The sequence below is a fragment of the Streptomyces sp. NPDC005402 genome (assembly GCF_040606575.1).
In the GTDB taxonomy this organism is placed as follows: domain Bacteria; phylum Actinomycetota; class Actinomycetes; order Streptomycetales; family Streptomycetaceae; genus Streptomyces.
Window position 1 is genome coordinate 77,093 of record NZ_JBEXFB010000009.1, and the last position, 22,776, is coordinate 99,868.

At 71.2% G+C, this 22,776-nt stretch carries 25 protein-coding genes; 12 read left to right on the forward strand and 13 right to left on the reverse strand.

Translation table 11 applies throughout. From position 1 onward, the window contains the following. Positions 1 to 6: 6 nt before the first annotated feature. A complete protein-coding gene (locus tag ABZT02_RS19090) occupies positions 7 to 1,059 on the reverse strand; it encodes a hypothetical protein (protein WP_356019107.1) in 1,053 nt (350 codons plus the stop codon). Positions 1,060 to 1,272: 213 nt separating this feature from the next. Here ABZT02_RS19090 and ABZT02_RS19095 point away from each other — a divergent pair, with 213 nt between their 5' ends. From ABZT02_RS19095 to tgmB, 3 genes are all read left to right on the forward strand, one after another. Beyond that, positions 1,273 to 1,590: a YkvA family protein gene (locus ABZT02_RS19095; protein WP_356019108.1), complete on the forward strand. Its 318-nt coding sequence runs from the start codon at positions 1,273 to 1,275 to the stop codon at positions 1,588 to 1,590. A gap of 131 nt (positions 1,591 to 1,721) precedes the next feature. Continuing rightward, positions 1,722 to 1,913, forward strand: coding sequence for a putative ATP-grasp-modified RiPP (gene tgmA, locus ABZT02_RS19100; protein ID WP_031037338.1), 192 nt, complete (start codon positions 1,722 to 1,724; stop codon positions 1,911 to 1,913). Between the two features lie 16 nt (positions 1,914 to 1,929). Then, positions 1,930 to 2,904 (forward strand): ATP-grasp ribosomal peptide maturase, encoded by a 975-nt coding sequence (gene tgmB / locus ABZT02_RS19105; protein WP_356019109.1) that lies wholly within the window; start codon positions 1,930 to 1,932, stop codon positions 2,902 to 2,904. Between the two features lie 7 nt (positions 2,905 to 2,911). On the opposite strand, the gene ABZT02_RS19110 is transcribed toward tgmB, so the two are convergent. Both ABZT02_RS19110 and ABZT02_RS19115 read right to left on the reverse strand, forming a co-directional pair. Continuing rightward, the gene (locus ABZT02_RS19110) at positions 2,912 to 3,127 is read right to left on the reverse strand and encodes a hypothetical protein (RefSeq protein WP_356019110.1); all 216 of its coding nucleotides are present in this window, start codon (positions 3,125 to 3,127) and stop codon (positions 2,912 to 2,914) included. Between the two features lie 117 nt (positions 3,128 to 3,244). Then, the gene (locus tag ABZT02_RS19115; RefSeq protein ID WP_356019112.1) at positions 3,245 to 3,700 is read right to left on the reverse strand and encodes a hypothetical protein; all 456 of its coding nucleotides are present in this window, start codon (positions 3,698 to 3,700) and stop codon (positions 3,245 to 3,247) included. A 180-nt stretch (positions 3,701 to 3,880) separates the two neighbouring features. Between ABZT02_RS19115 and ABZT02_RS19120 the strand changes: the two genes are divergently transcribed. Then, positions 3,881 to 4,855, forward strand: coding sequence for a helix-turn-helix domain-containing protein (locus ABZT02_RS19120; protein WP_356019113.1), 975 nt, complete (start codon positions 3,881 to 3,883; stop codon positions 4,853 to 4,855). Between the two features lie 24 nt (positions 4,856 to 4,879). On the opposite strand, the gene ABZT02_RS19125 is transcribed toward ABZT02_RS19120, so the two are convergent. Next, positions 4,880 to 5,122 carry a DUF5133 domain-containing protein gene (locus ABZT02_RS19125; RefSeq protein ID WP_356019114.1) on the reverse strand — a complete coding sequence of 81 codons (243 nt, stop codon included), beginning with the start codon at positions 5,120 to 5,122 and terminating at the stop codon, positions 4,880 to 4,882. 174 nt (positions 5,123 to 5,296) lie between these two features. On the opposite strand from ABZT02_RS19125, the gene ABZT02_RS19130 reads away from it, so the two are divergent. Then, positions 5,297 to 5,644: a hypothetical protein gene (locus ABZT02_RS19130; RefSeq protein WP_356019115.1), complete on the forward strand. Its 348-nt coding sequence runs from the start codon at positions 5,297 to 5,299 to the stop codon at positions 5,642 to 5,644. A 22-nt stretch (positions 5,645 to 5,666) separates the two neighbouring features. Here ABZT02_RS19130 and ABZT02_RS19135 read toward each other — a convergent pair whose 3' ends face one another. The 3 genes from ABZT02_RS19135 to ABZT02_RS19145 form a co-directional block, all read right to left on the reverse strand. Continuing rightward, positions 5,667 to 7,433, reverse strand: coding sequence for an ABC transporter ATP-binding protein (locus tag ABZT02_RS19135; RefSeq protein WP_356019116.1), 1,767 nt, complete (start codon positions 7,431 to 7,433; stop codon positions 5,667 to 5,669). A gap of 88 nt (positions 7,434 to 7,521) precedes the next feature. Further along, a complete protein-coding gene (locus ABZT02_RS19140) occupies positions 7,522 to 8,064 on the reverse strand; it encodes a hypothetical protein (protein ID WP_356019118.1) in 543 nt (180 codons plus the stop codon). A 28-nt stretch (positions 8,065 to 8,092) separates the two neighbouring features. Then, positions 8,093 to 8,644: an ATP-binding protein gene (locus tag ABZT02_RS19145; RefSeq protein ID WP_356019119.1), complete on the reverse strand. Its 552-nt coding sequence runs from the start codon at positions 8,642 to 8,644 to the stop codon at positions 8,093 to 8,095. A 210-nt stretch (positions 8,645 to 8,854) separates the two neighbouring features. Here ABZT02_RS19145 and ABZT02_RS19150 point away from each other — a divergent pair, with 210 nt between their 5' ends. Next, on the forward strand, positions 8,855 to 9,085 hold the full coding sequence (locus ABZT02_RS19150) for a DUF397 domain-containing protein (protein WP_028807639.1): 231 nt from the start codon (positions 8,855 to 8,857) through the stop codon (positions 9,083 to 9,085). 129 nt (positions 9,086 to 9,214) lie between these two features. After that, a complete protein-coding gene (locus ABZT02_RS19155; protein ID WP_356019121.1) occupies positions 9,215 to 10,132 on the forward strand; it encodes a helix-turn-helix transcriptional regulator in 918 nt (305 codons plus the stop codon). A 9-nt stretch (positions 10,133 to 10,141) separates the two neighbouring features. On the opposite strand, the gene ABZT02_RS19160 is transcribed toward ABZT02_RS19155, so the two are convergent. From ABZT02_RS19160 to ABZT02_RS19170, 3 genes are all read right to left on the reverse strand, one after another. Next, positions 10,142 to 10,873 (reverse strand): class I SAM-dependent methyltransferase, encoded by a 732-nt coding sequence (locus tag ABZT02_RS19160; protein ID WP_356019122.1) that lies wholly within the window; start codon positions 10,871 to 10,873, stop codon positions 10,142 to 10,144. Positions 10,874 to 11,002: 129 nt separating this feature from the next. Continuing rightward, on the reverse strand, positions 11,003 to 11,821 hold the full coding sequence (locus tag ABZT02_RS19165; protein WP_356019123.1) for an SAM-dependent methyltransferase: 819 nt from the start codon (positions 11,819 to 11,821) through the stop codon (positions 11,003 to 11,005). A gap of 293 nt (positions 11,822 to 12,114) precedes the next feature. Next, positions 12,115 to 12,972 carry an aldo/keto reductase gene (locus ABZT02_RS19170; protein WP_356019124.1) on the reverse strand — a complete coding sequence of 286 codons (858 nt, stop codon included), beginning with the start codon at positions 12,970 to 12,972 and terminating at the stop codon, positions 12,115 to 12,117. A gap of 268 nt (positions 12,973 to 13,240) precedes the next feature. Between ABZT02_RS19170 and ABZT02_RS19175 the strand changes: the two genes are divergently transcribed. After that, positions 13,241 to 14,140: a Gfo/Idh/MocA family oxidoreductase gene (locus ABZT02_RS19175; RefSeq protein WP_356019125.1), complete on the forward strand. Its 900-nt coding sequence runs from the start codon at positions 13,241 to 13,243 to the stop codon at positions 14,138 to 14,140. A 113-nt stretch (positions 14,141 to 14,253) separates the two neighbouring features. On the opposite strand, the gene ABZT02_RS19180 is transcribed toward ABZT02_RS19175, so the two are convergent. Together ABZT02_RS19180 and ABZT02_RS19185 are read right to left on the reverse strand one after the other, a co-directional pair. Beyond that, positions 14,254 to 14,604: a hypothetical protein gene (locus ABZT02_RS19180; protein ID WP_356019126.1), complete on the reverse strand. Its 351-nt coding sequence runs from the start codon at positions 14,602 to 14,604 to the stop codon at positions 14,254 to 14,256. Positions 14,605 to 14,702: 98 nt separating this feature from the next. After that, positions 14,703 to 15,599, reverse strand: a complete 897-nt coding sequence (locus ABZT02_RS19185; RefSeq protein ID WP_356019128.1) for a GNAT family N-acetyltransferase — start codon at positions 15,597 to 15,599, stop codon at positions 14,703 to 14,705. 335 nt (positions 15,600 to 15,934) lie between these two features. Between ABZT02_RS19185 and ABZT02_RS19190 the strand changes: the two genes are divergently transcribed. Further along, the gene (locus ABZT02_RS19190; RefSeq protein WP_356019129.1) at positions 15,935 to 17,125 is read left to right on the forward strand and encodes a beta-1,3-glucanase family protein; all 1,191 of its coding nucleotides are present in this window, start codon (positions 15,935 to 15,937) and stop codon (positions 17,123 to 17,125) included. Positions 17,126 to 17,192: 67 nt separating this feature from the next. Then, a complete protein-coding gene (locus tag ABZT02_RS19195; protein ID WP_356019348.1) occupies positions 17,193 to 18,272 on the forward strand; it encodes a PP2C family protein-serine/threonine phosphatase in 1,080 nt (359 codons plus the stop codon). Here the strand turns inward: ABZT02_RS19195 and ABZT02_RS19200 are convergent. Further along, the gene (locus tag ABZT02_RS19200; RefSeq protein ID WP_356019130.1) at positions 18,229 to 20,478 is read right to left on the reverse strand and encodes an MMPL family transporter; all 2,250 of its coding nucleotides are present in this window, start codon (positions 20,476 to 20,478) and stop codon (positions 18,229 to 18,231) included. The two genes, ABZT02_RS19195 and ABZT02_RS19200, sit on opposite strands and share 44 nt — an antisense overlap. Before the next feature lie 194 nt (positions 20,479 to 20,672). Here ABZT02_RS19200 and ABZT02_RS19205 point away from each other — a divergent pair, with 194 nt between their 5' ends. Beyond that, positions 20,673 to 20,879, forward strand: coding sequence for a hypothetical protein (locus tag ABZT02_RS19205; RefSeq protein WP_356019132.1), 207 nt, complete (start codon positions 20,673 to 20,675; stop codon positions 20,877 to 20,879). A gap of 493 nt (positions 20,880 to 21,372) precedes the next feature. Then, a complete protein-coding gene (sthA, locus tag ABZT02_RS19210; protein WP_356019349.1) occupies positions 21,373 to 22,776 on the forward strand; it encodes a Si-specific NAD(P)(+) transhydrogenase in 1,404 nt (467 codons plus the stop codon).

A 22,776-nucleotide genomic window follows, 5' to 3' on the forward strand; every position in this document is an offset into this window, starting at 1 on the left:
AGACTCTCAGGCCCCCGGGGAGTGCGTCGGCCGGGGGGCCATCGGTGCCTCGGCCGCCGCTCGGATGGCCTCCGCCGCCCGCCGTTCCGCCAGGACGCGTTCGGGCGGGGGTGGCGTCGCGAGATGCACCACCAGGGCGGTCAGTGCGGCCAGCGACGCGCACACGGCCGCCGTCCCCGCGAGCCAGGCCGGCGCCAGCGGCAGTTCCAGGGCCCGGGCGAGCCCGGCCGAACGGAACCGTCCGTCGAGCGCCTGGCTCGCGGCCACCCCGGCCGGCACGACGACCGCGAGGGCCAGGACCGGAAGGACCGGCCGGATGGTCAGCAGGGCGAGCAGGACGCACAGGATCGACACCCCGAGCGCGAACCCGTACACCTGCGCGGATGCCCCGTCCCGGTGCGCCGGGAAGCACAGGACACCGCAGACCAGCAGTGCCAGGGCGGCGATCGTGCCCGGCCAGGCCGGTGCCCTTCGGGTCCGCACCGACGCGGGCGGATGCGGTGGCGGGGCCGGGAAGGCGCCCGTCCCCGGCATCTCCGCTCCGGGCCACCACTCCTCGTCGGACGGCTGGTACGGCTCGTGCTCCTCGTACGACGGCTGCGGGGGCGGTTCCGTCGCCAGCCGCCCGATGAGCTCGACGAGTTCCTCCACGGGCCTGCCGGTCGCTGCCGCGCGCACCGCCTCCTGCCCGCAGTGGGGTTGCAGTTCGGACCGGTTCAGCAGGGCCACCAGACGGGTCACGTCCTCTATCGGACGGGACGCGGCGGCGGCCCGGATCGCCTCGTCGGCGCTGTCCGCGTCCCGCGGCGGCCGGGTCAGCAGGGACACGAGCCGGGTGACGTCCTCCACGGACCGGTCCACGCCGACGGCACGCAGGGCCGCGACGGTGGCCTGCGCGTACTCGGGGGACTGTTCCAGCAGGGTGATGAGGTGGACGACGTCCTCCAGGGGACGATCGGCCACTGCGGCACGCACCAGGTCGCCGACGGGATCGCCGTACGACCGGTCCATCGGTATGGCGGGTTCGTTCGGGTGGGCTGCTGTCGGGCCGGTGGTCATGCTCTGCTCCAGACAAAGAGTGCGGTCGCTCCTACGCGCCCCCGTCGTGCGACCGCGAGATCGAGATGACCCATTCGTATGCGGGTACACGGCGGCGTGCCACTCGGATGAGCCACGGGTGTGAGTGCGGCCCTTCGGCGAGCCTTAGCGGAGCCGGATGCGGGAATCCGTCAGACAGCGCGCCGTTCGGCGCCCGGAGGAGGAGGTCGGCCCGTGGATACGACCACAGCACTGATCGTCGTCGCCGTGGTACTCGCGGCGCTGGCGCTGGCGGTGGCCGTCGGACTGCTGGTACGGCTCGTGAGAACCCGGCGTGGCCTGCGCCGGGCGGGACTGCCCACCGGGCCCCGCTGGGTCTTCTGGGGCGCCCTCTTGTACTTCGTGTTGCCCACCGATCTGGTGCCCGACCCGGTGTACCTCGACGACATCGGTGTCCTGCTGCTCGCCCTGCGTACCCTGCGCGGTTCCCCCGCCGACCGGGCGGCTCTGCGCCTCGACGGACAGGACCGGGAGACCTTCCGCCGACCGTGATTACGCAGTGTAAGGAAACCAATCACTCGTTCGATTCGTATAAGTCTCTGGAAGCCGAAGGAAGTCGGCTGACCTGACGGCGTCGTGGGGTGAGGCCGTCTGTGAGAGGCAGTACCGGCGAGGGAGAGACGATGCAACCGTTCGCGCTCAACTACGCACGTCCGGCAGCGACGTTGGAGGCGACCACTCCGTACGTCTACGACTCCGGGCTGCAGTTGAACGTGCTCATGGACGGCCGGGTCGCGGCCCGCGACCACGCGCTGATGAGGGAACTGGGGACCACCACGAGCACGGCGGGCTCCAAGACTCACTTCGACGACTGAACACGGCCGACGACCGATGACCGTGTTGATTCTCACCTGCGAAGAGGACGTGACGGCCGACATGGTCGTCGTGCACCTCAACGCCACGGGGGTACCGGTGGTGCGGCTCGATCCGGCCGACCTGACCGACGGTGTCGCGCTGTCCGGGGAGTACGTGCACGGGGCCTTCCGCGGCCACCTGTCGGTCGGCGGCCGTCTGGTGGGCATCTCCGGGCTGCGCTCGATCTGGGTCCGCCGCCCGGGCACCCCCGCGGCGCGGGCGGCCGCGCCCTCCGAGTGGCTGACCGAGGAGTCCGCCCAGGCGCTGTACGGCATGCTCCGGGGCAGTGACGCCCGCTGGATGAACCACCCCGACGCGGCCCGCCGGGCCCGCCACAAGCCCTGGCAGCTACGGCTCGCCCAGCGCTGCGGCCTGCCCGTCCCCGCGACCATCGTGACAACGTTTCCGCAAGCCGCGCGCGAGTTCGCCGAGCGCTACCCGGACCTGGTGGTCAAACCGGTCTCCGGGGCGCATCCCCAGGACCCGCCGCGGGCGGTGCCGACCAGCCGGGTCGCGCCGGACGCCGATTTCGCGGCCGTGGCGTTCGGCCCGACGCTGCTGCAGCGGCGGGTGGCCAAACGGGCCGACATCCGCCTGACCGTGGTGGGCGAGACGATGCTGGCCGCCCGCAAGGTCACCGGGGCGGACGACGAGGTGGACGTCCGTTTCGCCCCGCCCACCTCCTTCTGGCAGCCCACCGAGGTCCCCCCGCGGGTGGCCGCGGCCGTCCGGGACTATCTCCGGGCGGCCGAACTGGCCTACGGGGCCTTCGACTTCGCCGAGGACGGGGACGGGACGTGGTGGTTCCTGGAGTGCAACCAGTCAGGGCAGTTCGGCTTCGTGGAGGTGGAGACGGGCCAGCCGATCGCGCGCGGTATCGCCGAATGGCTGGCCCGGCCCGGTCCGGACCCGCGCTCCCGCGCCAACGGCGCGAACACCGCGGTGTCCTGAGGCCGGGTCAGTAGGGCCGCGGGGCGCCGGGCGGCAGAGCGGGCACCCATCCCTGGCCCGGCGAGGCCGGGCGCTCGGGGGCGGGCGGGGGCATCAGGGACTGCAGCGGCCGCATGACGTACTCCAGTTCCCTGCGTACGCGCTCGGCCTCCCTGCGGGTCAGAGCGGGGACGTCGCCGCGCTCGGCGACGAGTCGGTCGTAGATGGGGGAATCCTGGAACACCCGTCAACGCGCCTTTCGTTTTCTCGGGCCCACGCGCGTGGGCACGGCTGACGAGTCTAGGCGCCTCCACGCACCGACGTGCGAATTCCGGCGTCGGGCTTGACTGCTCGGGGGCGGTCATGCGCCGGTGGTGGACCCCGGGCGGACGATCATCAGGACGGTCACGGTCGCCCACAGAAGGTTGAAAATGCCTGTGAACATGGCCAGTTGGGCGGTGGCGCGGTGTTCGACGCTCCCGTGTCCGGTCAGTTCCTCCAGCAGTTCGCCCTGCCGGGGCAGGACGAAGGCGGCCAGGACCCCGGCGGCCGCCGCCGTCAGGGCCATGGACGTGGTCAGCCACGCGTCGCCCAGGACACCCATCGCGGCTCCGGTGGCGACGCCGAGCACGGGGACCGCGATGCCGATGCCCGCGTAGACCCGGCAGATGCGGTGCAGCAGCCGTACCGTGCCGACACCGGCCTCCTCCGCGTGGGCCCGGCGGGCGGCGGGCGGGAACATGCTGGCGGCGACGGTCACCGGCCCCACGGCGACGATGGCGACGAGGACGTGCAGGGCCAGCAGGAACTTGGTCATGGGGTGGCGTGTCCTTCTCCGGTGCGGTCGGCGGTGCCCGGCCACCCTAGGAACCCGCCGGGTGATCACACAGGGGCTGAAACGACAGCTTCCAACGGATTCCCGCCAACGCTCCCGACGGGGGGTTCCATCTGACCCCCTGGTCGGGACGGTGGCGGGAATCCACCTATCGTGGCGGTCATGCACTCCGTGGCGATCCTGGTTCTCGACGATGTGGTGCCGTTCGACATGGCGGCACCTATGCAGGTGTTCGACTGGACCCGGCTGCCCGACGGCCGCCCCGCCTACCGGGTCCGGCTGTGCGCCGAGTCGCCGGAGGTCCGCGCGGACGGCGGATTCACCCTGCGCGTCGAGCACGGCCTCGAAGCGCTCACCGAGGCGGACACGATCATCGTGCCGGGCTGCTCCCCCGCGGCCGGACCGCCCTCCCCGGCCGTCCTGGTGGCACTGCGGGAGGCCGCGGCCGCCGGCACCCGGATCGCGTCCGTGTGCGTGGGCGCGTTCGTGCTGGCGGAGGCCGGGCTCCTGGACGGGCTGCGCGCCACCACGCACTGGGCGGCCGCGGACGACCTGGCCCGGCGCTTCCCCGCTGTCGAGGTCCGGCCGGACGTGCTGTACGTCGACAACGGTCGCATCCTGACCTCCGCGGGCGCGGCCGCGGCCCTCGATCTGTGTCTGCACATGATCCGCCGGGACCTGGGCTCGGCGGTCGCCGCGCATGCCGCCCGGATGTCGGTGATGCCGCTCGAACGGGAGGGCGGCCAGGCCCAGTTCATCGTGCACGACCACCCGCCCGTGCCCCGGGGTTCGACGCTGGAGCCGGTCCTGGAGTGGGTCGAGGACAACCTGGCCCACGAGATCACCCTCGGGGCGATGGCCGCTCGTTCGGGGATGAGTGAGCGCACCTTCAGCCGCCGCTTCCGCGAGCAGACGGGCAGCACACCGCTGCAGTGGCTGCTGCGGGCCCGGGTGCGGCGCGCCCAGTACCTGCTGGAGAACACCGGCCACCCGGTGGAACGGATCGCGCGGCAGGCGGGGTTCGGCTCCCCCACGGCGTTTCGGGAACGCTTCCGGCGGGTCGTCGGCACCACCCCGCAGGCGTACCGCGCGGCCTTCCACGCGAAGGACGCCGTCCCGGCGGCGGCGAGTTCCTGACCGCCCGCCGGGTCCGGCGTGGTGTCAGCCTGCCAGCGGCAGGCTGCTCTCCCCGTGCGGGTCCGCGCATTCGGCGGCCGGCAGCAGGGCGTCGGCCCTGGCGACCGCCTCACGGACATCGGTGGTGCCCATCATCACGCACAGTGTGTAACTGACGTCCGCCAGCTCACGAGCCGTCGCCGGCCTCTCCCTCTCCGCCTGGGCGATCCTCAGTGACGCGTAGCGGGTCAGCAGGGTTCTGACGGCCTTAGGGTCCGGAACGAGCACGAAGCGCCCCTCTCTAGAATTTTTCGCTGCGTATGCCCCCTCTGCGCCGGTCCAATCCCATCCGCCGCTCCCCGGCACGCGATTGGCGCAATACCGTGCGGGCGGACCCGCTTCCCGAAGGCCCGCAAACCGTTGAACAAGGGGCATCCCTCGCACCATGAACGGTATACGCCCATGAACCGCTCCGCAGGTCTCCTCAGCGCCCTCTATTTCGCGACGAGCACCGGACTCGCGTGGACCGCGGTCCACGCACTGCGTCACGACCCGCTGTGGGCCGCGTGTCTGTTGGCCGCCGCGAGCCTGGTCCCGGTCATCGCGGTCGTACGCGAGAGCGTGCTCCGCGACCAGCGGCGCGCTCTGGCCGAAATGCGCAGGCGGGCCGACGGGCCCAGTACGGGGGCCGCCGACGACATCGTCCGCACCGAACTCGACACCGCGTGCTGTGAACGCTGGTGGACGAGCTGCGGCACCGACCACGACTCGACGTGCCCCCGCCGGGTGCCGCGGAGCAGCGCGGCCTGACGCCCGGCGGACAGGTCTGGCCTCAGGCGACCTGTCCGGCGTGCAGCGCGGTGTAGGCCCCGCCGCGGCGCAGGAGTTCCTCGTGGGTGCCGGTCTCCAGGATCCGGCCCTCCCCCAGCACCACGATGCGGTCGGCGCCCCGCACGGTCGACAGCCGGTGCGCGACCACGAAGGTCGTGCGTCCGTGCAGCAGCCGGGCGAGCGCCTGCTGGACGAGCGCCTCGGAGCGGGTGTCCAGGGCCGAGGTGGCCTCGTCGAGGACCAGCACCCGAGGGTCGCGGATCAGGGCCCGGGCGATGGCCAGGCGCTGGCGCTGCCCGCCCGACAGCCGGGCGCCCCGCTCGCCGACCAGGGTGTCCAGGCCCTGCGGCAGCCGGTCGACGAACTCCAGCGCGTTCGCGTCGCGCAGCGCCGCGCGTACCGTCTCTTCGTCGGCGTCGTCCATGCCGTAGGCGACGTTGTCGCGGATCGTGCCGTCGAACAGGATGGACTCCTGCGGTACGACGGACAAAAAACGCCGGTAGGTGCGCAGGTCGAGGGTGTTCACGTCGGCCCCGTCGAGCAGCAGCCGCCCCGATGTGGGCCGGATGAAGCCGATGACGAGGTTGAGGACGGTGGACTTGCCCGCACCGGACGCGCCGACGAGGGCGACGGTCTCGCCGGGGGTGACGGAGAGGGTGAAGTCCCGTACGGCGGGCCGCCCGTTGTCGTACGCGTGGCCCACGCCCTGGAACTCGACGGCCCCGCGCACCGAGTCGACCCTGGTCTTGCCCTCGTTGTCCTCCAGTTCGGGCGCCTGGAGCACCTCGCCGACGGAACGGACGGACTCCAGGCCCTTGGTGATGACCGGGGCGAGCCCTGCCAACGTTGTCGTGGAGTTGGTGAGCGTGGTCAGGAACGCGCTGAGCATCACGACGTCGCCGGGCGTGACGCCCCAGACGCCGTAGTACGACACCAGCGCGGCCCCGGCGAGAACCAGCACGCCGACCACGTTGAGCACGACCCAGGCCAGCGAGCCGAAGCGGCCGTTGACGAGGTCGAGGCGCATCCCGGAGGTGAGCAGCCGGCGCAGGGTGCCGTCCATGCGGCGCAGCGCCTTGCCCTCCAGGCCGTGGGCGCGGGTGACCGGGATGAGGCGGGTCATCTCCGTGACCCGGGACGAGAGGGTCTCGACCTCGTGCCGGAAGTGCTCGTTGTGGGTGCGCAGCCGCGCCCTGAGGCGGGCCACGACGAGGGCCGCGGCCGGCACGACGACGAGGAAGACGGGCACGAACTCCGGTGTCCGTACGGCGATGATGACCAGCCCGCCGATCAGCACCGTGGTGGCGCCGAGGCCGGTCTCGGCGGTCTGCTGCACCATCTGTTCGACCGTCTCGACGTCCCGCACGACCTTGGCCTGGAGCACACCGGCGCTGACCCGGGAGTGGTAGCCGATGGACAGCTGCTGCATGCGGGTGCACAGGGCGGAACGCAGGGTGGTGCCCATGCGGCGGACGCTGCCGTACAGGAGGCGGACATAGAGGAGGTGCAGAGGGTAGTTGACCAGCAGGATGAACAGGATGACGCCGGTGCTCGTCCAGAGCCGGGTGATCGGCTGGTGCTCGACGACGGTGTCGATGATGGACGCGCTGATCAGGGGCAGCAGCCAGATCGGGCTGTGTTTGACCGTGAACACCGCGACGGCCAGGGCCAGTCGGCGGCGGTCGGCGCGGAACAGATAGGCGAGTGTGCGGATCGGGTGTTCGCCCCGGTAGCGATGGTCGAGTGGTCTTTCCAGCGACGAGGCCATCGTCGGTGGTCCTTCCGGTTGCCGTGTCGAGGGCAAGCGCTTTCTCCCCCTCGTCGGCAAGGAGTACACCAGGTGGCGGCGAGCACTCCTACTCGTCCAGAGTGCGGGCGAGCTCCGTGGTGGCGTGGGCGATCTCGGTGTCGTCGTCGGCCATCAGCCTGCTGAGGACACCGCTCTTGGCGGCGACGGCCTGACGGGCCCGGCGCTCCCACACCACGGGGTTCTCGCGGTGGTTGAGCAGCTTGGGGTACACGGCCGCCGTGCTCTCCCACTGGCGGGCGCCGGCGATGCTCCTGAGCAACTGGATGATCTCCGCCCGGCAGGTCACCTGGGGCAGTTGGGCGAGCTCCCAGAGGAAGGGGACCGTGGCGGCGGTGGCCTGCTCCACGACGAAGCCGTACTGGCAGATGCGCCTGCGCAGGTCGCGCAGCGCGGCGCCGGCGGTCTCGGAGTCCCCCCAGGCCACGCTGTTGAGAAGCAGGGGGATGGCCGCGGCGCAGCCGGTGGAGTCCTGGATCTCGCCCCAGGGCACGCGGCTCAGCGCCGCGAGAGGCGTGGTCCGTGCCACCCCGGTCGTGGGCACGGGGCAGCTGGTGCGCTCGTTGCTCGGCTGGTCCGGAGCGGTGCGCATGGCGTGAAACCTTTCCGCGGCGGTCATGTCAGGGAGGAGGGGTGGCCGACAGCTTGGCCCAGACGGTCTTGCCGGCCGGGGGCCGTGAGGTCCAGCCCCACTCCTCCGCCAAGGCGTCGACGATGTACAGGCCCCGGCCGTGCTCCCGCAGGGCGGTGACGTCGCGGGGTGTGTACGCGGGCGGCTCGTCACCGGGGTCGGAGACGGTCACCAGCAGATGGGCGGGGTCGAACGACAGTCCCAGCCACACCTCGGCCGCACCACCCGCCGCGGGCCGGAGCACCGCGTGGGCCACGGCGTTGGCCGCGAGTTCGGTGATCACGAGGGTGGCGTCGTCACTGCGGTGGTCAAGGGACCAGCAGCTCAGCGTCTCGCGGGTGAAGGCGCGGGCCCGGGCGAAGCCCTCCGCGCTGCATCTGACGAGCAGCGCGGCGGAGACGAGGGGGTCGACCTCCGGCGGTCGCCGCTGTACGCAGGCGGAACCCGGACGCCGCACGGTCGCACCGGCCGGGCCCGCATCACCCACCTCCGGCACAGCCTGGCTCGGCGGCCGGAGCACGTGGTTCGCAGGTGACGACACGGCATCTCCTTGATGCGACGTCAAGACGGGGCGCAACCACAGGGGTTGACGCTGGAGCTATTATCCACGCTAAAGGCGCCCGCGTGCAATTGCACGAGAAATTGCGCGAACGACGGGTGGGGTCACCGAGGTTGCAGTTGTGCACCTTTGCCCCACCCCGCACGGCCGGGCACGGCGCCCGGCACAGAACGGAACAGCAAGGAGACTGCAGTGCCAGCAGTGCAGAACGGAGTGCGGGCGAGTTCGCTCGACGCCCGCTGGGTCAAGAGCCGTCACAGCAACGCCGAGGGCAACTGCGTCGAAGTGGCCTCACTGGTCGACGGCGCCGTAGCGCTGCGCAACTCCCGTGATCCCGACGGCCCCGCGCTGGTCTACACCCCGGCCGAGGTCGCGGCGTTCCTCGCCGGCGCGAAGGACGGGGAGTTCGACCACCTGCTGTGAGGAGCCGGGATCCGGGGCGCTGCCGGCCCCAACTCCCGTGCCGATACCGGTACCTACGGAATGGTGCGATACGGCCACGCTGCGTGCGATAGTGTGAGTCGTCTCTGTGCCGGTTTACTGGGAGTCAGGATGTCTGCCGCGTCCCACCGCATCTCCCGCCTGGAACCGTACCTGGACCGGTCCGAACCGGCTCCCACCCTGCTGAAGATGCTGGTAGGCGTCCAGTTGGCGGGATTCCGCGAGGATGCCGGGCTCGCCCAGGACCAGGCGGCGCGGGCCCTCGGGTTCAGTCCCGCCAAGCTGTCCCGCATCGAGTCCGGCAAGGGCCGCAAGCCCCCGTCGGAAAGCGACGTCCGCGCCCTCCTGGAGCTGTACGGCACCGAGGACTACGAGTCCTCGGTGCTCCTCAAGCTGCTCCAGCGCGCCGGTGACCCGGGCTGGTGGCAGCGGTACGACAAGCGGCTGATGCCCGAGTGGTTCGACCGGCTGGTCGGGCTCCAGGAGGCGGCCGCGGCCATCCGTACCTTCGAGATCCAGTACGTCCCCGGACTGCTGCAGACCCCGGACTACACGCGGGCCGTGGTGGAGCGCGGTCTTCCGGCCGCCGCGGCGAGCGAGGTGGACCGGCGCGTCGAACTCCGCATGCAGCGCGCGAAGTTGCTGCTGCGTCCGGAAGCCCCGCAACTGTGGGCGGTCATCGACGAGTCGGTGCTGCTGCGGGTGCTGGGCAGCCGGGAGGTCATGCGGGCGCAGCTCAAGCACCTCGTCGAGATGGCCCAGCGCTCCAACGTGACGTTGCAGATCATCCCGCTGGACGTGACGAACGCCTCCGCTCCTGCCATCCCGATCACCTACCTGCGCTTCGGCGGGCTCGACCTGCCGGACGTCGTCTATCTGGAGCACATCAAGAGCGCGAACTTCCTGGAGGACCGGGACGAGACGGAGGAGTACCGGCTCGCCCTGGACCGGCTGGCGGACGACGCGCTCGAACCCCGTGCCTCGCTGCGGCTGTTGGAGCAGACGATCGAGCAGCGCTACGGCGGCTGAGAGCCCCGGTCAGCCGTCGCGGCCGAACAGGGCCGCCCACAGGAACGGTTCGCCGAAGCACGGGGACTCGGGCGGTTCGTCGCGCATGCGCCGCAGTTCGATCTCGGTCAGGTCGCCGAAGATCCGGCGCAGGGACTCGGCCGTGTAGGCGAGACCGCCCGCGAGTCCGCCCTGCCGGTACAACTCCGCGTCCGGCAGCTCCGATCCCACGGCCCCGTCGGCGAAACAGGCGAGGCCGAAGCGGCCGCCGGGCGCGAGGTGCCGTTCGAGGAGCGCCAGGTAGCTGACACGGCGGTGCGGCGGCAGATGGTGGAAGCAGCCGGAGTCGTAGATCAGGTCGTAGGTGCCGAGGAGTTCGGCGCCCGACGCGGAGAAGGCGTCGCCGCACACGAAGCGGACGTCGGCCGCCGACTCGTGCGCCCGCTCCCTGGCCCAGGCGATGGCGGCCGGTGAGAGATCGACGGCGTCGACGTCGAAGCCGAGGGAGGCGAGGTGCAGCGCGTTGCGGCCCGGACCACAGCCCAGATCGAGGGCCCGGCCGGCGGTGACGAGGCCGCGGTCGAGGTACGACACCAGGTTCTCGTCCGGCTTCGTCACGAAGAAGGGGACCGGCTTCGAGCGGTCCCCGTAGAAGCCGTCCCACCAGGAACCGGCGTCCGTGGTCCAGCGATCGGCCCGGGGATCGAAGAGGGTGTCGAGGAGCTGGAGTACGTCCTCCATCGTGCGTATGGTGCGGTCCATTCGCGCCCCTCCTCGATGGGGTGAGTCGTAGGGCCGACCGGCGCAAGGGCCAGGACGGGGCTGCGGCCGACATGTGTACGCCCCCGGCGCGGGACCTTCGCGGTCGCGCCAGGGGCGTTCGTGGCGGGGTCAGACGAGTCGGGCGACGCCGCCGAACTCGATCCACTCGTGGGTGAGCTGGCGGGGGGCCACCTCGGTGTCGGGGCGCCAGGTGGAGACCTCCACGAGGCCCGGGGGGAGGAGCTCCAGGCCCTCGAACCACTCGGCGACGTCCTTCTCCTGGCGGACCCGGCCCCAGTGGCCCTGGGTCGCCTGGTCCATGAAGTCGGTGACGAAGGCGCGGACCTCGGGGTCCTCGCTGACGAGCTGGCACATCACCATGAAGCTCCCGGGCGCGAGCCGCTCGCGCACCCGACGGGCCAGGGCGGCCGGCCCGTCCGTGTCGCTGTCCGGGATGCAGTGCATGACCGAGTTGAACAGGACGGCGACGGGCTGTGAGAAGTCGATCAGCCGCTGGGTGTCCTCGTGGGCGAAGATCGCCTCGGTTTCCCGCATGTCGGCGTGGATGACGGCGGTTCGCTCGTCCTGCTCCAGCAGCGCCCGGCCGTGGACCAGGACCATCGGGTCGTTGTCGACGTAGACGACGTGCGTGGTGGGGTCGATGCGCTGGGCGACCTGGTGGACGTTGTCCTGGGTGGGCAGGCCGGAGCCGTGGTCCAGGTACTGCCGGATGCCGAACTCCGCCGAGAGGGTTCGCACCACCCGCTGGAGGAAGCGCCGGTTGTTGACGGCGAGCCTGCGGGTGCTCGGGACGACCTTGTCGAGCTGCTCGCAGGCGGCCCGGTCGGCCGCGTAGTTGTCCTTGCCGCCGAGGTAGTGGTCGTACATGCGCGCGGCTGTGGGTACCGAGGCGTCGATCGACGTGGAGAGGTTCTTTCCGGTGCTCATCTTTCCCCCAGCTTGTTCCGCCAACTGGCCTGGCAGGACAGGGAGTCCATCCTAGAGACACCACGAAGGCCGGTGCCAGTCCGCACTCGGCGCCCGGTCCGCATCGCGACCACCGTCGACGACTGCCGCGCCTCGCCACGCCTCGAGGAGACGGAGTGGTCCTCCGGCCGGTACGACGACCAGGACGAGTACAGCCTGCGACGGGAGCGGCTCGGCTTCCCATGGGTCCGGCCAGGGAAGAGCGCTGCGGCGGGCACGGCGGAAGGCACCGGCGAGGGCCCGGGAGGCGAGGGTCAGGCGGCGTCCAGCTCCGCGAGTTCGTCCGCGGCGAGGACGAGATGCGCTGCGGCGAGCGAGTCACGGATCGTCTCGGGGCGGCTCGCGCCCGGGATCGGCACGACGACCGGCGACTTGGCGAGCATCCAGGCCAGGCAGACCTGCTGCGGGCTCACCCCGTACTGCTCGGCGATCCGCGCGAACGGGGCATGCGCCGAGCCCAGTCCACCCGCCCTGGAGATGCCGCCGAGGGGGCTCCAGGGCAGGAAGGCGATGCCGAGTTCGTCGCACAGGCGCAGTTCCGGCTCGCTGGAGCGGAAGGCCGGGGAGAACTGGTTCTGCACGGAGACCAGTCGGCCGCCGAGGATCTCGCCGGCCAGCCTGATCTGGTCGGGATTCGCGTTGGAGATGCCCGCCTGGAGGATCTTGCCCTCGTCGAGGAGGTCGCGCACGGCGCCGACGGACTCCTCGTAGGGGATCCGGGGGTCGGGGCGGTGGAACTGGTAGAGCCCGATCGCCTCCACCCCCAGTCGGCTCAGCGAGGCCTCGCAGGCCTCCTTGAGATGCCGGGGGCTGCCGTCGAGCGTCCAACTGCCGTCCCCGGGGCGCAGATGCCCGCCCTTGGTGGCGACGAGGACGTCACCGCCCCGGTCGTGGGAGGCGAGGGCCTTGGCGATCAGGGTCTCGTTGTGACCGACCTCGTCCGCGTCCCGGTGGTAGGCGTCGGCGGTGTCGATCAGGGTCACGCCCGCGTCGAGCGCGGCGTGGATGGTGGCGATGGAGCGTTCCTCGTCCGGCCGTCCCTCGATGGACATGGGCATGGCGCCCAGACCGATCGAGCTCACTTCGACATCACCGATACGGCGGGTGTGCATGACGTTGGACCTCTTTCGCCTGTCACGCGGATCTGGGCTCCCATCAGCCTGGCCGCCGCACACACCGAGGTCCAATAGAAGAATGAGAACGCATTCAGCGACGGGAGTGCTGAATCCCGGACCGCCCCGCCCGGCCCGGCCCTGAGTCGACCGGGTGGCGAGACGGGGTTGCGTGTCCGCCGTGTGCGTGTGACACCCTCGCCTCGACCGGCGGATGATCCAGTCCGGTCGTCGTGAGGTTCGGCAGTACGGCGAGAGAGGCAGCGGCATGCGCATCGGACTGCTCGGCACCGGCCCCTGGGCCAGGATGGCCCACGCCCCCGCGCTCGGCGCGCATCCGGAGCTGGACTTCGCCGGGGTGTGGGGCCGTCGCACGGAGGCCGCCGAGGAACTGGCCGCCGAGCACGGCACGCGCGCGTACGACGATGTCGACGCGCTGCTCGCCGACGTGGACGCCGTCGCCATCGCCCTGCCGCCGAGCGTGCAGGCCGGCCTCGCGGCGCGGGCCGCGCGGGCGGGGTGCCATCTGCTGCTGGACAAGCCCCTCGCGACGACGGTCGAGCAGGGGCGTGCGGTGGTCGAGGCCGTCCGGGAGACCGGCGTCGCCTCGGTGGTGTTCTTCACCTCGCGGTTCCTCGCCGAGACCGAGGCGTGGATCGCCGAACAGGCGGGCGTGGAGGGCTGGTTCACGGCGCGGGCCGAGTGGCTGGGGTCGGTGTTCACCAGCGAGAGCCCCTTCGCCGCATCACCGTGGCGGCAGGAGAAGGGCGCCCTGTGGGACGTCGGCCCGCACGCCCTGTCGGTGCTGCTGCCGGTGCTGGGCGAGGTCCGTGAGGTGGCGGCTGCCGCGCACGGTCCCGGGGACACCGTCCATCTGGTCCTGAGGCACACCGGTGGCGCGTCGAGCACCCTGACCCTGAGTCTCACGGCTCCGCCCGCGGCGGCGGGAGTCGGCGTCGAACTGCGGGGCGCGGGCGGAGTCGCCCTGCTCCCGGAGTCGTCGGAGGCCGTCGTACCCGCCGTGCTCCGGGCCGTCGACGGACTGCTCGCCGCCGCGCGCACGGGGCAGGCCCATCCGTGCGACGCCGCGTTCGGTCTGCGGGTCACCGAGATCCTCGTCGCGGCGGAGACCCTGCTGGACGGCGGGACGGCGAAGACCACGGCGTAGACACCGGGTGCTCCTACAGGAGCACCGACGGCGTAGGAACCGGCTGATCCTCACGGCACTGGTACCGGGAGCAGCACCTCAAGCGCCCACGGGGTGCGGGGCGGGCGGGAGATTCACCCGTCCGCCCCGCCCACTCCGTCCGCGCCGAAGGGCTCGTCGCTCCATCGGAACCAGGCCCGGTCGCCCTCGATGTGCAGCAGGAACTCGGCCACGGGACCGGTGGGAGCGAGCAGCGACACACGTCGCCTGACCTCGTCGTAGGCCTTCTCCCACTCCTGCTGTCTCTCCTCGTCGAACTCGTCCATGAGGGCGAGTTCGCGCGCGAACAGCTCGCGCACACCGGCGAATCCCGGTCCCGCAGTGAAGCGGCCCGACAGCCACGGGAAGTCGGCTTCGTCGATCAGGATGTCCCCGACCCGGTCGCCACCGCCGCGCACCTGCCAGACCTCGCCGTCGAACCCCACCGTGCCTCCCGCCTCCAGCTGACGATCACCTCGCCCACCAGCATGGCACCCGGCACTGACAGTCGGACCGGACCGGCTGTCAGTGCCGGGCGCGGGGCTCAGGCGGTGCGCACCAGCTGGTAGTTCAGGCGCTCTCGCACGACGGGATAGCCCGCCTTGGCGAAGTTCGCGGCCATGGGGAAGTTCCCCCGGTCCGTCGCAGCGGAGACGAACTCGGCGCCCCGCTCGACCAGATGGTGGGTGCACTCGGCGAGCAGGTCATAGGCGTAGCCGTGTCCGCGCTGTTCCGGCACGACCCCGATGAACCCGATGCAGGGCCCCGACGGGTTGTGGACCGGGATGTGGATCCCGGCGACCTCTCCCTGCCCGCTGTGGGCGATCTGCCACCACTCACGCGGCGAGGGGCACCAGTGGAAGAAGTCGAGTTCCTCCTGGGCGGCTTGGTCGAGTCCGCCCTCCGCGACGGCTTTGAGGGCGTGCGCGTCCAGGGTGGCGGAGTGGATGCGGCGCAGCAGGTCGAAGAAGACCGCGTCGTCCGGTTCGGGCCGGAACTCCAGGCGTCCGGGCCGCTCGGGCAGCCCGTGCTCCGGTGTCCACCGGTACAGGAACCGCTCGACCAGGAGCTCGTATCCGGCCTTCTGTACGGCGGTGAAGCGGGCCTCGGCGGCGGCCCGCAGCCCGGGGTCCTCGCGCCAGCCCGCGGGCAGGTTCATCTCGAGCTCGACCTGCCAGGGGGCGGTGCGCAGGAGTTCCGCGCCGGCCTCCTCCTCCCCTTCGGCCACGTCGAACCAGTTGATGTTGAGAGGTGCGGTGTCGTCGGGGCCGCCCCACCAGGCGCCGCGTGCCACGACCTTGCCGTCGCGCAGGGCGACGCGCTTCCAGTCGGGGCGGTGGCGGGTGAGCCGGTGGGCGTCGCGGGCGGCGAGCGGGTCGGGAAGCGCGTCGAAGAGATGGGCTGTGCGCTCGTCGAGCGCGCGGATGACCAGATCGGTCATGGGTGGATTCCTCCGGGATGCGTACTGCGGGGAGCGCTCCCGGTCAGATGAGACACGCCGGGGCGACGGAGAGGGAGCGCTGAAGGGTGGTGAACTGCACGGCACTCGCCTCCTTCCGCTGACCTCGGGGCGTGGCGCCTCACGTTACGGGATCTTCGAGACCGGCGTCCATCGGTTTCCGTGACGCGGGCCCGGTCCCCCCTGCCTGCGCTTAAACGGTCCTTAAGGCCGCATTAAACGCCGTCCGCTCGGTATGCCGCGGAGGCCGGCGTCCGTACCATCGGGCCTCGTCCACATCGTGAGAGCGCTCTCAATTCTCCGAGGAGACCCCCCACATGACACCTCGTCACCAGCGCCGTCTCGGCCGCCGCAAGGTCCTCTTCGCCCTCGGCGGGGCGATGGCGGCCGCACCCGCCGTCGCCGCACTGGCCCCCCACGCCCTCGCCGACAGCAACCGCACGACGGCGGGCGGATCCCTGCCGCTGACCGTCGTCAACAACACCGGTGCCTTCGACAACGCGAACGTCCACCTCTACATCGTGGGCAACCAGGACGGCAGGCAGGTCCGCGTCACCCCGGAGGGCACCCTCGCTCCGGTCGCCCTCTCCGACAACGGCGCCGACGGTTACACCGACTACGCGATAGGCCTGTCCGGCAGTGGCGGGACCAGCCTGTCCCTTCCCTACCTGTCCGGCCGGATCTACGTGTCCCTGGGCGCGAAGCTGAAGTTCAAGGTCGTCACCGACGGCAACGGCAACCCCGCCCTCCAGTACCCGGCCGGCTGGGTGGCCTCGGACCCCAACTACCCGGTGCTGCACGACTGCGCCGAGTTCACGTACAACTCGGCGGGCATGTTCTGCAACACGACCATGGTGGACATGTTCAGTGTGCCGCTGAGCATCCGGCTGACCGGGACGCAGGACCAGACGACGGGCACCCTGCGCGCCTCCGGGCGGGCCGGTGCCTTCGCCGCCGTTCGCCAGGTCGAGGAGTTCGCACCGCTGGTCGTGGACGACACGCGTGTCATCGCGCCCGGTCACGGCCTGGACGCCGGCCTGTTCCCGGTGGACTACTTCGCGCCGTACATCGACGAGGTGTGGAGCACGTACACCGGTAAGGACCTGACCGTCACCACGAACGCGGGCACCTTCACGGGCCGGGTGCGCGGCGGGCAGCTCGTGTTCACCGGGCCCGCGCAGGTCTCCTTCGCCCGCCCGTCGACTCGGGACGTGCTCTTCTGCGACGGCACGCTCGCCGCTCCCAACGACGGCACGACAGGGCCGGTCGCCGCGGTGCTGGGTGCCGGGTTCAACCGGTCGACGCTGGTGAGCACCTCCGCCCAGCCGACCACCGACCCCGCCTCCTTCTACCGGACCGCGCTCACCAACCACTACGCCAGGGCCATGCACGCGGCCGCGGCGGACGGCAAGGCGTACGGCTTCGCCTTCGACGATGTGGCCGACTTCGCCTCCTACGTCCAGGACACGGCGCCGACGGGGATCCGGCTGACGCTCACGCCGTTCTAGTCGCGAGGGGCGAAGCGCTCGGCGTGCGGGGCCGGGCGGGTCGTAGCAGCGTGGTGGTGTGAGCGGACTGCGCGACCGGGACCGGCAGAGCTGGCTGCGGGGCGCGCCGCCGCCGGGCTGGGTGCGGGTGCTGCCCGCCGTGCTGCTGGCGGGGGTGTGCGGGGCCACCCTCGCGAGCCCCGATCCGCTCGACATCGGGTTCGTGCTGGGTGCCATCCCGCCGCTGGCCGTGCTGTCGTACGGACCGCTGGCGACGGCCGTGCTCGGTGCGCTGGTCCTGGTCGTGCTGAACGTGCCGGTCTTCCGGCTGAACGATCCGGGCAGCACGGATCTGCTGACGGTCGGCTTCGTCGCCGCGCTCAGTGTGTTCGTGTCGTTCGTACGGAGCCGGCGTGACGCCCAGCTGGTGACCGAGCGCGCGGTCGCGGAGGCCGCGCAGCGGGCCGTCGTGCCGCCGCTGCCGGAGCGGGTGGCAGGCGTGCGATGTGCGGGGCTGTACCGGGCCGCGCAGCACGGGACGCTGGTCGGAGGTGACTTCTTCGACGTGCGGGAGGGGCCCTGCGGGGTGCGGGCGGTGATGGGCGACGTGCAGGGACACGGGCTGTCGGCCGTCGCCACCGTCGCCTCCCTGCTGGGAGCCTTCCGGGAGGCGATGCTGGACCGGCCCGATCCCGAGTCGGTGGCCGCGCGGCTGGACCGCAGGCTGGTGGTGGACTCCTCGGCCGTACGGCACTCGGAGCTGTTCGCGACGGCGGTGGTGCTGGAGTTCGGCGCCGGCGCGACGGCCGTACGGATCGTGGCGTGCGGGCAGCCCGGACCGGTCCTGCTGCGCGACGGGCGGGCCGTGGAACTCGACGTACCGGTGGGCACCCCGCTCGGTCTGGGCCTGTCCGACGCCTCGCCGCCGACGGGGGTCACCGTCGCGCTGCGGCCCGGCGACCGGCTCTTCCTGGCCTCGGACGGCGTCTGGGAGGCGCGCGACGCCGCCGGGGCCTTCTATCCGCTGCTCGACCGGATCACCGGGTTCGCGGGTGACCTCCCGGATCTCGTCGAGCGGGTCTGGGAGGACCTCGTCCGCTACGCCCCGGCGCTCGACGACGACGTCACGATGCTCGTTCTCGAGCCCGCGACCCCGGAGCCCCGCTGACCGCCCCGTCCGCCTCCTGCTCCCCCTCGGCGTCGATGTGCGGCAGCATCCGGTCGAGCCAACGCGGTGTCCACCAGGCGTGCCGTCCCAGCAGGGTCATGACGGCGGGGACCATGAGCAGCCGTACGACGGTCGCGTCGATCAGCACGCTCACCGCGAGGCCCAGTCCCAGCATCTTGACCACGATGTTGTCGCTGACCACGAAGGCGGCGAAGACGCTCACCATGATCAGTGCCGCGCAGGTGATGACCCGGGCGGTGATCTCCAGCGCGTGGGCGACGGAGGCCTTGGCGTCCCCGGTGCGCAGCCAGGCCTCGTGGACCCGGGAGAGCAGGAAGATCTCGTAGTCCATGCTCAGCCCGAAGATGATCGCGAACATCATCATCGGCACATAGCTCTCGATGGGCACCTTGCCGGAGACGCCGAGCGCGGGTCCGCCCCAGCCCCACTGGAAGACGGCGACGACCACGCCGTAGGAGGCGGCGATCGACAGGACGTTGAGGACGGCCGCCTTGACGGCGACGAGCAGTCCGCGGAAGACCGCGAGGATGATCAGGAAGGCGAGGGCGACGACCACGCCGATGATCAGCGGCAGTCTGCTGGAGACGATGTCACGGAAGTCGACCTGGGCGGCGGTCGTGCCGGTGACGTATCCCTTGGCGTCGGTGCCGGAGACCGCGGCGGGCAGGGTGGAGTCCACCAGTCGGTTGGTGAGGTCCGTGGTGGTGGCGCTCTGCGGGGACTGCTTGGAGTAGACGGTGGCGAGCAGGACGTCCCCGTCCTTGGTGGGCGTGAGCGAGGTGACCGCGGCCGCGCCGGACACGCCACTGAGGGTCTTCTGCGCCTGGGAGGACAGGGCCGAGCGCTGGGAGGACGGTACGGACGTCTGGTCGATGACGACGGTGAGGGGGCCGTTGGAGCCGGGGCCGAAGGCGTCGGTCATCAGGTCGTAGGCCCGCCGGTCGGTGAAGGAGGTGGGGTCGGCGCCGTCGCCGATGTGGCCGAGTTGGATGGAGAAGACCGGGATGGCGAGGACGACGACGGCCGTCACGCCCGCGGCCAGGTAGCGCCACGGCCGCCGCTCGACCCGCTGGGCGTACCGGTGCCAGGTTCCCTGGGGTGTCTCGCCCTCGGCGGCGTCGGTCTCGGCGACCGGCCGACGTACCCGGTAGCGGTCGATCCGGTTGCCGATCAGGCCCAGCAGGGCAGGGACCAGTGTCAGGGCGCCGAGGACGGCGGAGACGACCGTGACGGCTGCGGCGAGTCCGAGCAGCCCGATGAAGGACACTCCGGACGCGGACAGCCCGGCCAGGGCGATGATCACTGTGCAGCCGGAGACCAGGACGGCCCGCCCGCTGGTGGCGGTGGCCCCGCCCGCCGCCCGCACCGGATCCTTCCCGTCCATCAGGCTCTGCCGGTGGCGGGTGATCTGGAAGAGCGCGTAGTCGATGCCGACGCCGAGTCCGATCATCGTGGCCAGGGTGGGCGAAACCGTCGCGAAGGTGAAGGCTGAGGCCAGCAGGCCCAGGCACGCGAGCCCTCCGATCACACTGATCAACGCGGTGACCAGGGGAATTCCGGCGGCGATCACACTGCCGAAGCCGACGAGCAGGACGACGATCGCCACGGCGAACCCGATCAGTTCGCTCACCCGGTCGTCGGCGGCGGGCCGTGCGAGTTCACCGAGCGGACCGCCGTACTCGACGTCCGCGCCCGCCGCCCTGAGGGGCTGTACGGCGTGGTCGACCCCGGAGAGGTAGCCGTCGCCCAGGGTCGAGGGCTGGACGTCGAAGCGGATCGTGATGTACGCGGTCTTCCCGTCCGTCGACAGCGGCCCGACCTTCGAGGCGGACGCCGAGAGCGGGTTCTGCGCCGACAGGACGTGCGGCAGCTTCTGGAGATCGGTGATGGCCGTGGACATCTGCGAGTCGAGCGAGGAGAGCGCCTTGTCGCCGTCGTGGAGAACGATCTGGCTGCCGTACCCACCGGCCGCCGGATCGTGCTGCTTCAGGACGTCCAGGCCCTTCTGCGACTGGACTCCGGGAAGCGAGAAGTTGTCCGAGTAGTCCCCGCCGAAGGAACGGTTCAGCATCTGGAGGGCGACCAGCGCCACGAGCCAGGCCACCAGGACGATCACGAAGTGCCGGGCGCACCACTCCCCCAGTCTGCGCAGGGCGCCCTTCGGGCGGTTTCGTGTAGTGGTCATGGTGTCGTCTCTCTGCCGGGCCCCCAGAGATCGATATCCCCATTACACGCCCGTCCGGTCCCCGGGGCATCCGGAAGCTCCGGTGTGCGGGGACCTCTTCCGGATGCAAGGTCGGCCCGGGCGTTGAATGGTGATATCGGACCCGTTGACAGCACCGGGACCGCACAGCGATCCGGATCCGAGGAGCAGAGATCATGCCGACGTCACAGCCCGACGCGTCCCGGTCGTCCGAGGACCGCGCCACCCCGGACGACCTGCTCCACGCCCGCACCGGCACCGAAGTGTCGCCGGAGGACCTCGTCCTCGCCTCGGGCAAGGACATCACACCGCACAGTCTCGAATGGGCCCGGCGCAAGCTGGCGGCGGAGGGCCCGGCAGCGCTCGACAAGCTGCTGCCCTAGCCGCGACGACCCGGTGTTCGGCTGTCCCGAGGCAGCCGAACCCGCCCGCACGGCTCCAAGGCGACCACATCGTCGTGGAGTTGCCGCTCAGCGCTCCCCGACTCCTCGTCCAGGCACAGCACTCCTGGAACCGGGCGGCCTCGCCAACAACCTCGTGCAGCGGGCTGTTCCAGCGGCTGGGTGTGTCCCTCGGCGTCGGTCGCCCGCGCACTGAGCACGAACTCCCCCGGTTCCACACGCCAGTTGTAGCGCCGGCGCCGTCATGCCCGGCGGTGACCGGTGTCCGGTTCGAGTTCCGCCTCGTGCCAGGAGTGCCCCCGTGTCCGTGCTCACCTCGGCCCGGGTCACCGGCGCCCGCGACATGAGGTCCGGGAGCACATTTCCGGCACCCCCGTGGCAGCTCCCCCGTTGCCTGCGGTGATCCAGAGCTCGGCCGGGCCGGTTTGCCGCTCACCCTTTCGGAAGAGGCCCCGTGACTGCCAGACTTCCGAGGGTGCCCGACTTCGACATGCTTGTCATCGGATCCGGTCCGGGTGGTCAGAAGGCCGCCATCGCCGCGGCCAAGCTGGGCCGCCGGGTCGCCGTCGTCGACCGCCCCGACATGGTCGGCGGGGTCTCCATCCACACCGGCACCATCCCCTCCAAGACCCTGCGCGAGGCGGTGCTGTACCTGACCGGCCTCACCCAGCGCGACCTGTACGGCCAGAGCTACCGGCTGAAAGAGGACATCACCGTCGCCGATCTGACCGCGCGCACCCAGCACGTGGTCGGCCGTGAGGTCGATGTGATCCGCAGCCAGCTCTCCCGCAACCACATCGCCCTCTACGCCGGCACCGGCCGTTTCGTCGACCCGCACACCGTCGCCCTGCACGAGGTCACCGGCCACGAACGGCTGCTCAGCGCGGAGAACATCGTCATCGCCACCGGCACCCGCCCGGCGCGGCCGGACAGTGTCGAGTTCGACGGCCGCACGATCATGGACTCCGACAACGTGCTCGCCCTCGAACGCGTCCCGCGCTCCATGGTCATCGTCGGCGCCGGGGTCATCGGGATGGAGTACGCCTCCATGTTCGCCGCGCTCGGCAGCAAGGTGACGGTCGTGGAGAAGCGGGCCGGGATGCTCGACATCTGCGACGTCGAGGTCATCGAGGCGCTCAAGTACCACCTGCGGGACCTCGCCGTGACGTTCCGGTTCGGGGAGACCGTCGCCGCGGTCGAGCGCCACCCCCGCGGCACGCTGACCATCCTGGAGAGCGGCAAGAAGATCCCTGCCGACGCTGTGATGTACTCGGCGGGCCGGCAGGGTCTGACCGACGAACTCGATCTGGACAAGGCCGGGTTGAGCGCCGACCGACGCGGCCGGATCACGGTCGACGAGCACTACCGCACCGAGGTGCCGCACATCTACGCCGTGGGTGACGTGATCGGCTTCCCGGCGCTGGCGGCGACATCCATGGAACAGGGCAGGTCGGCCGCCTACCACGCGTTCGGCGAGCCGGTCGGGCAGATGCACCACCTCCAGCCCATCGGCATCTACACCATCCCGGAGATCAGCTTCGTCGGGCGCACCGAGGACCAACTCACCGAGGACAGCGTGCCCTTCGAGGTCGGCATCTCGCGTTACCGCGAACTCGCCCGCGGCCAGATCATCGGCGACTCCCACGGCATGCTGAAACTGCTGGTCTCCCCGCAGGACCGGACCCTGCTGGGCGTGCACTGCTTCGGCACCGGAGCCACCGAACTGATCCACATCGGGCAGACCGTGATGGGCTGCGGCGGCACGGTCGACTACCTGGTCGACGCGGTGTTCAACTACCCGACCCTCGCGGAGTCGTACAAGGTCGCGGCCCTGGACGCCACGAACAAACTCCGGCAGATCGACCGGATCGGGGACTGA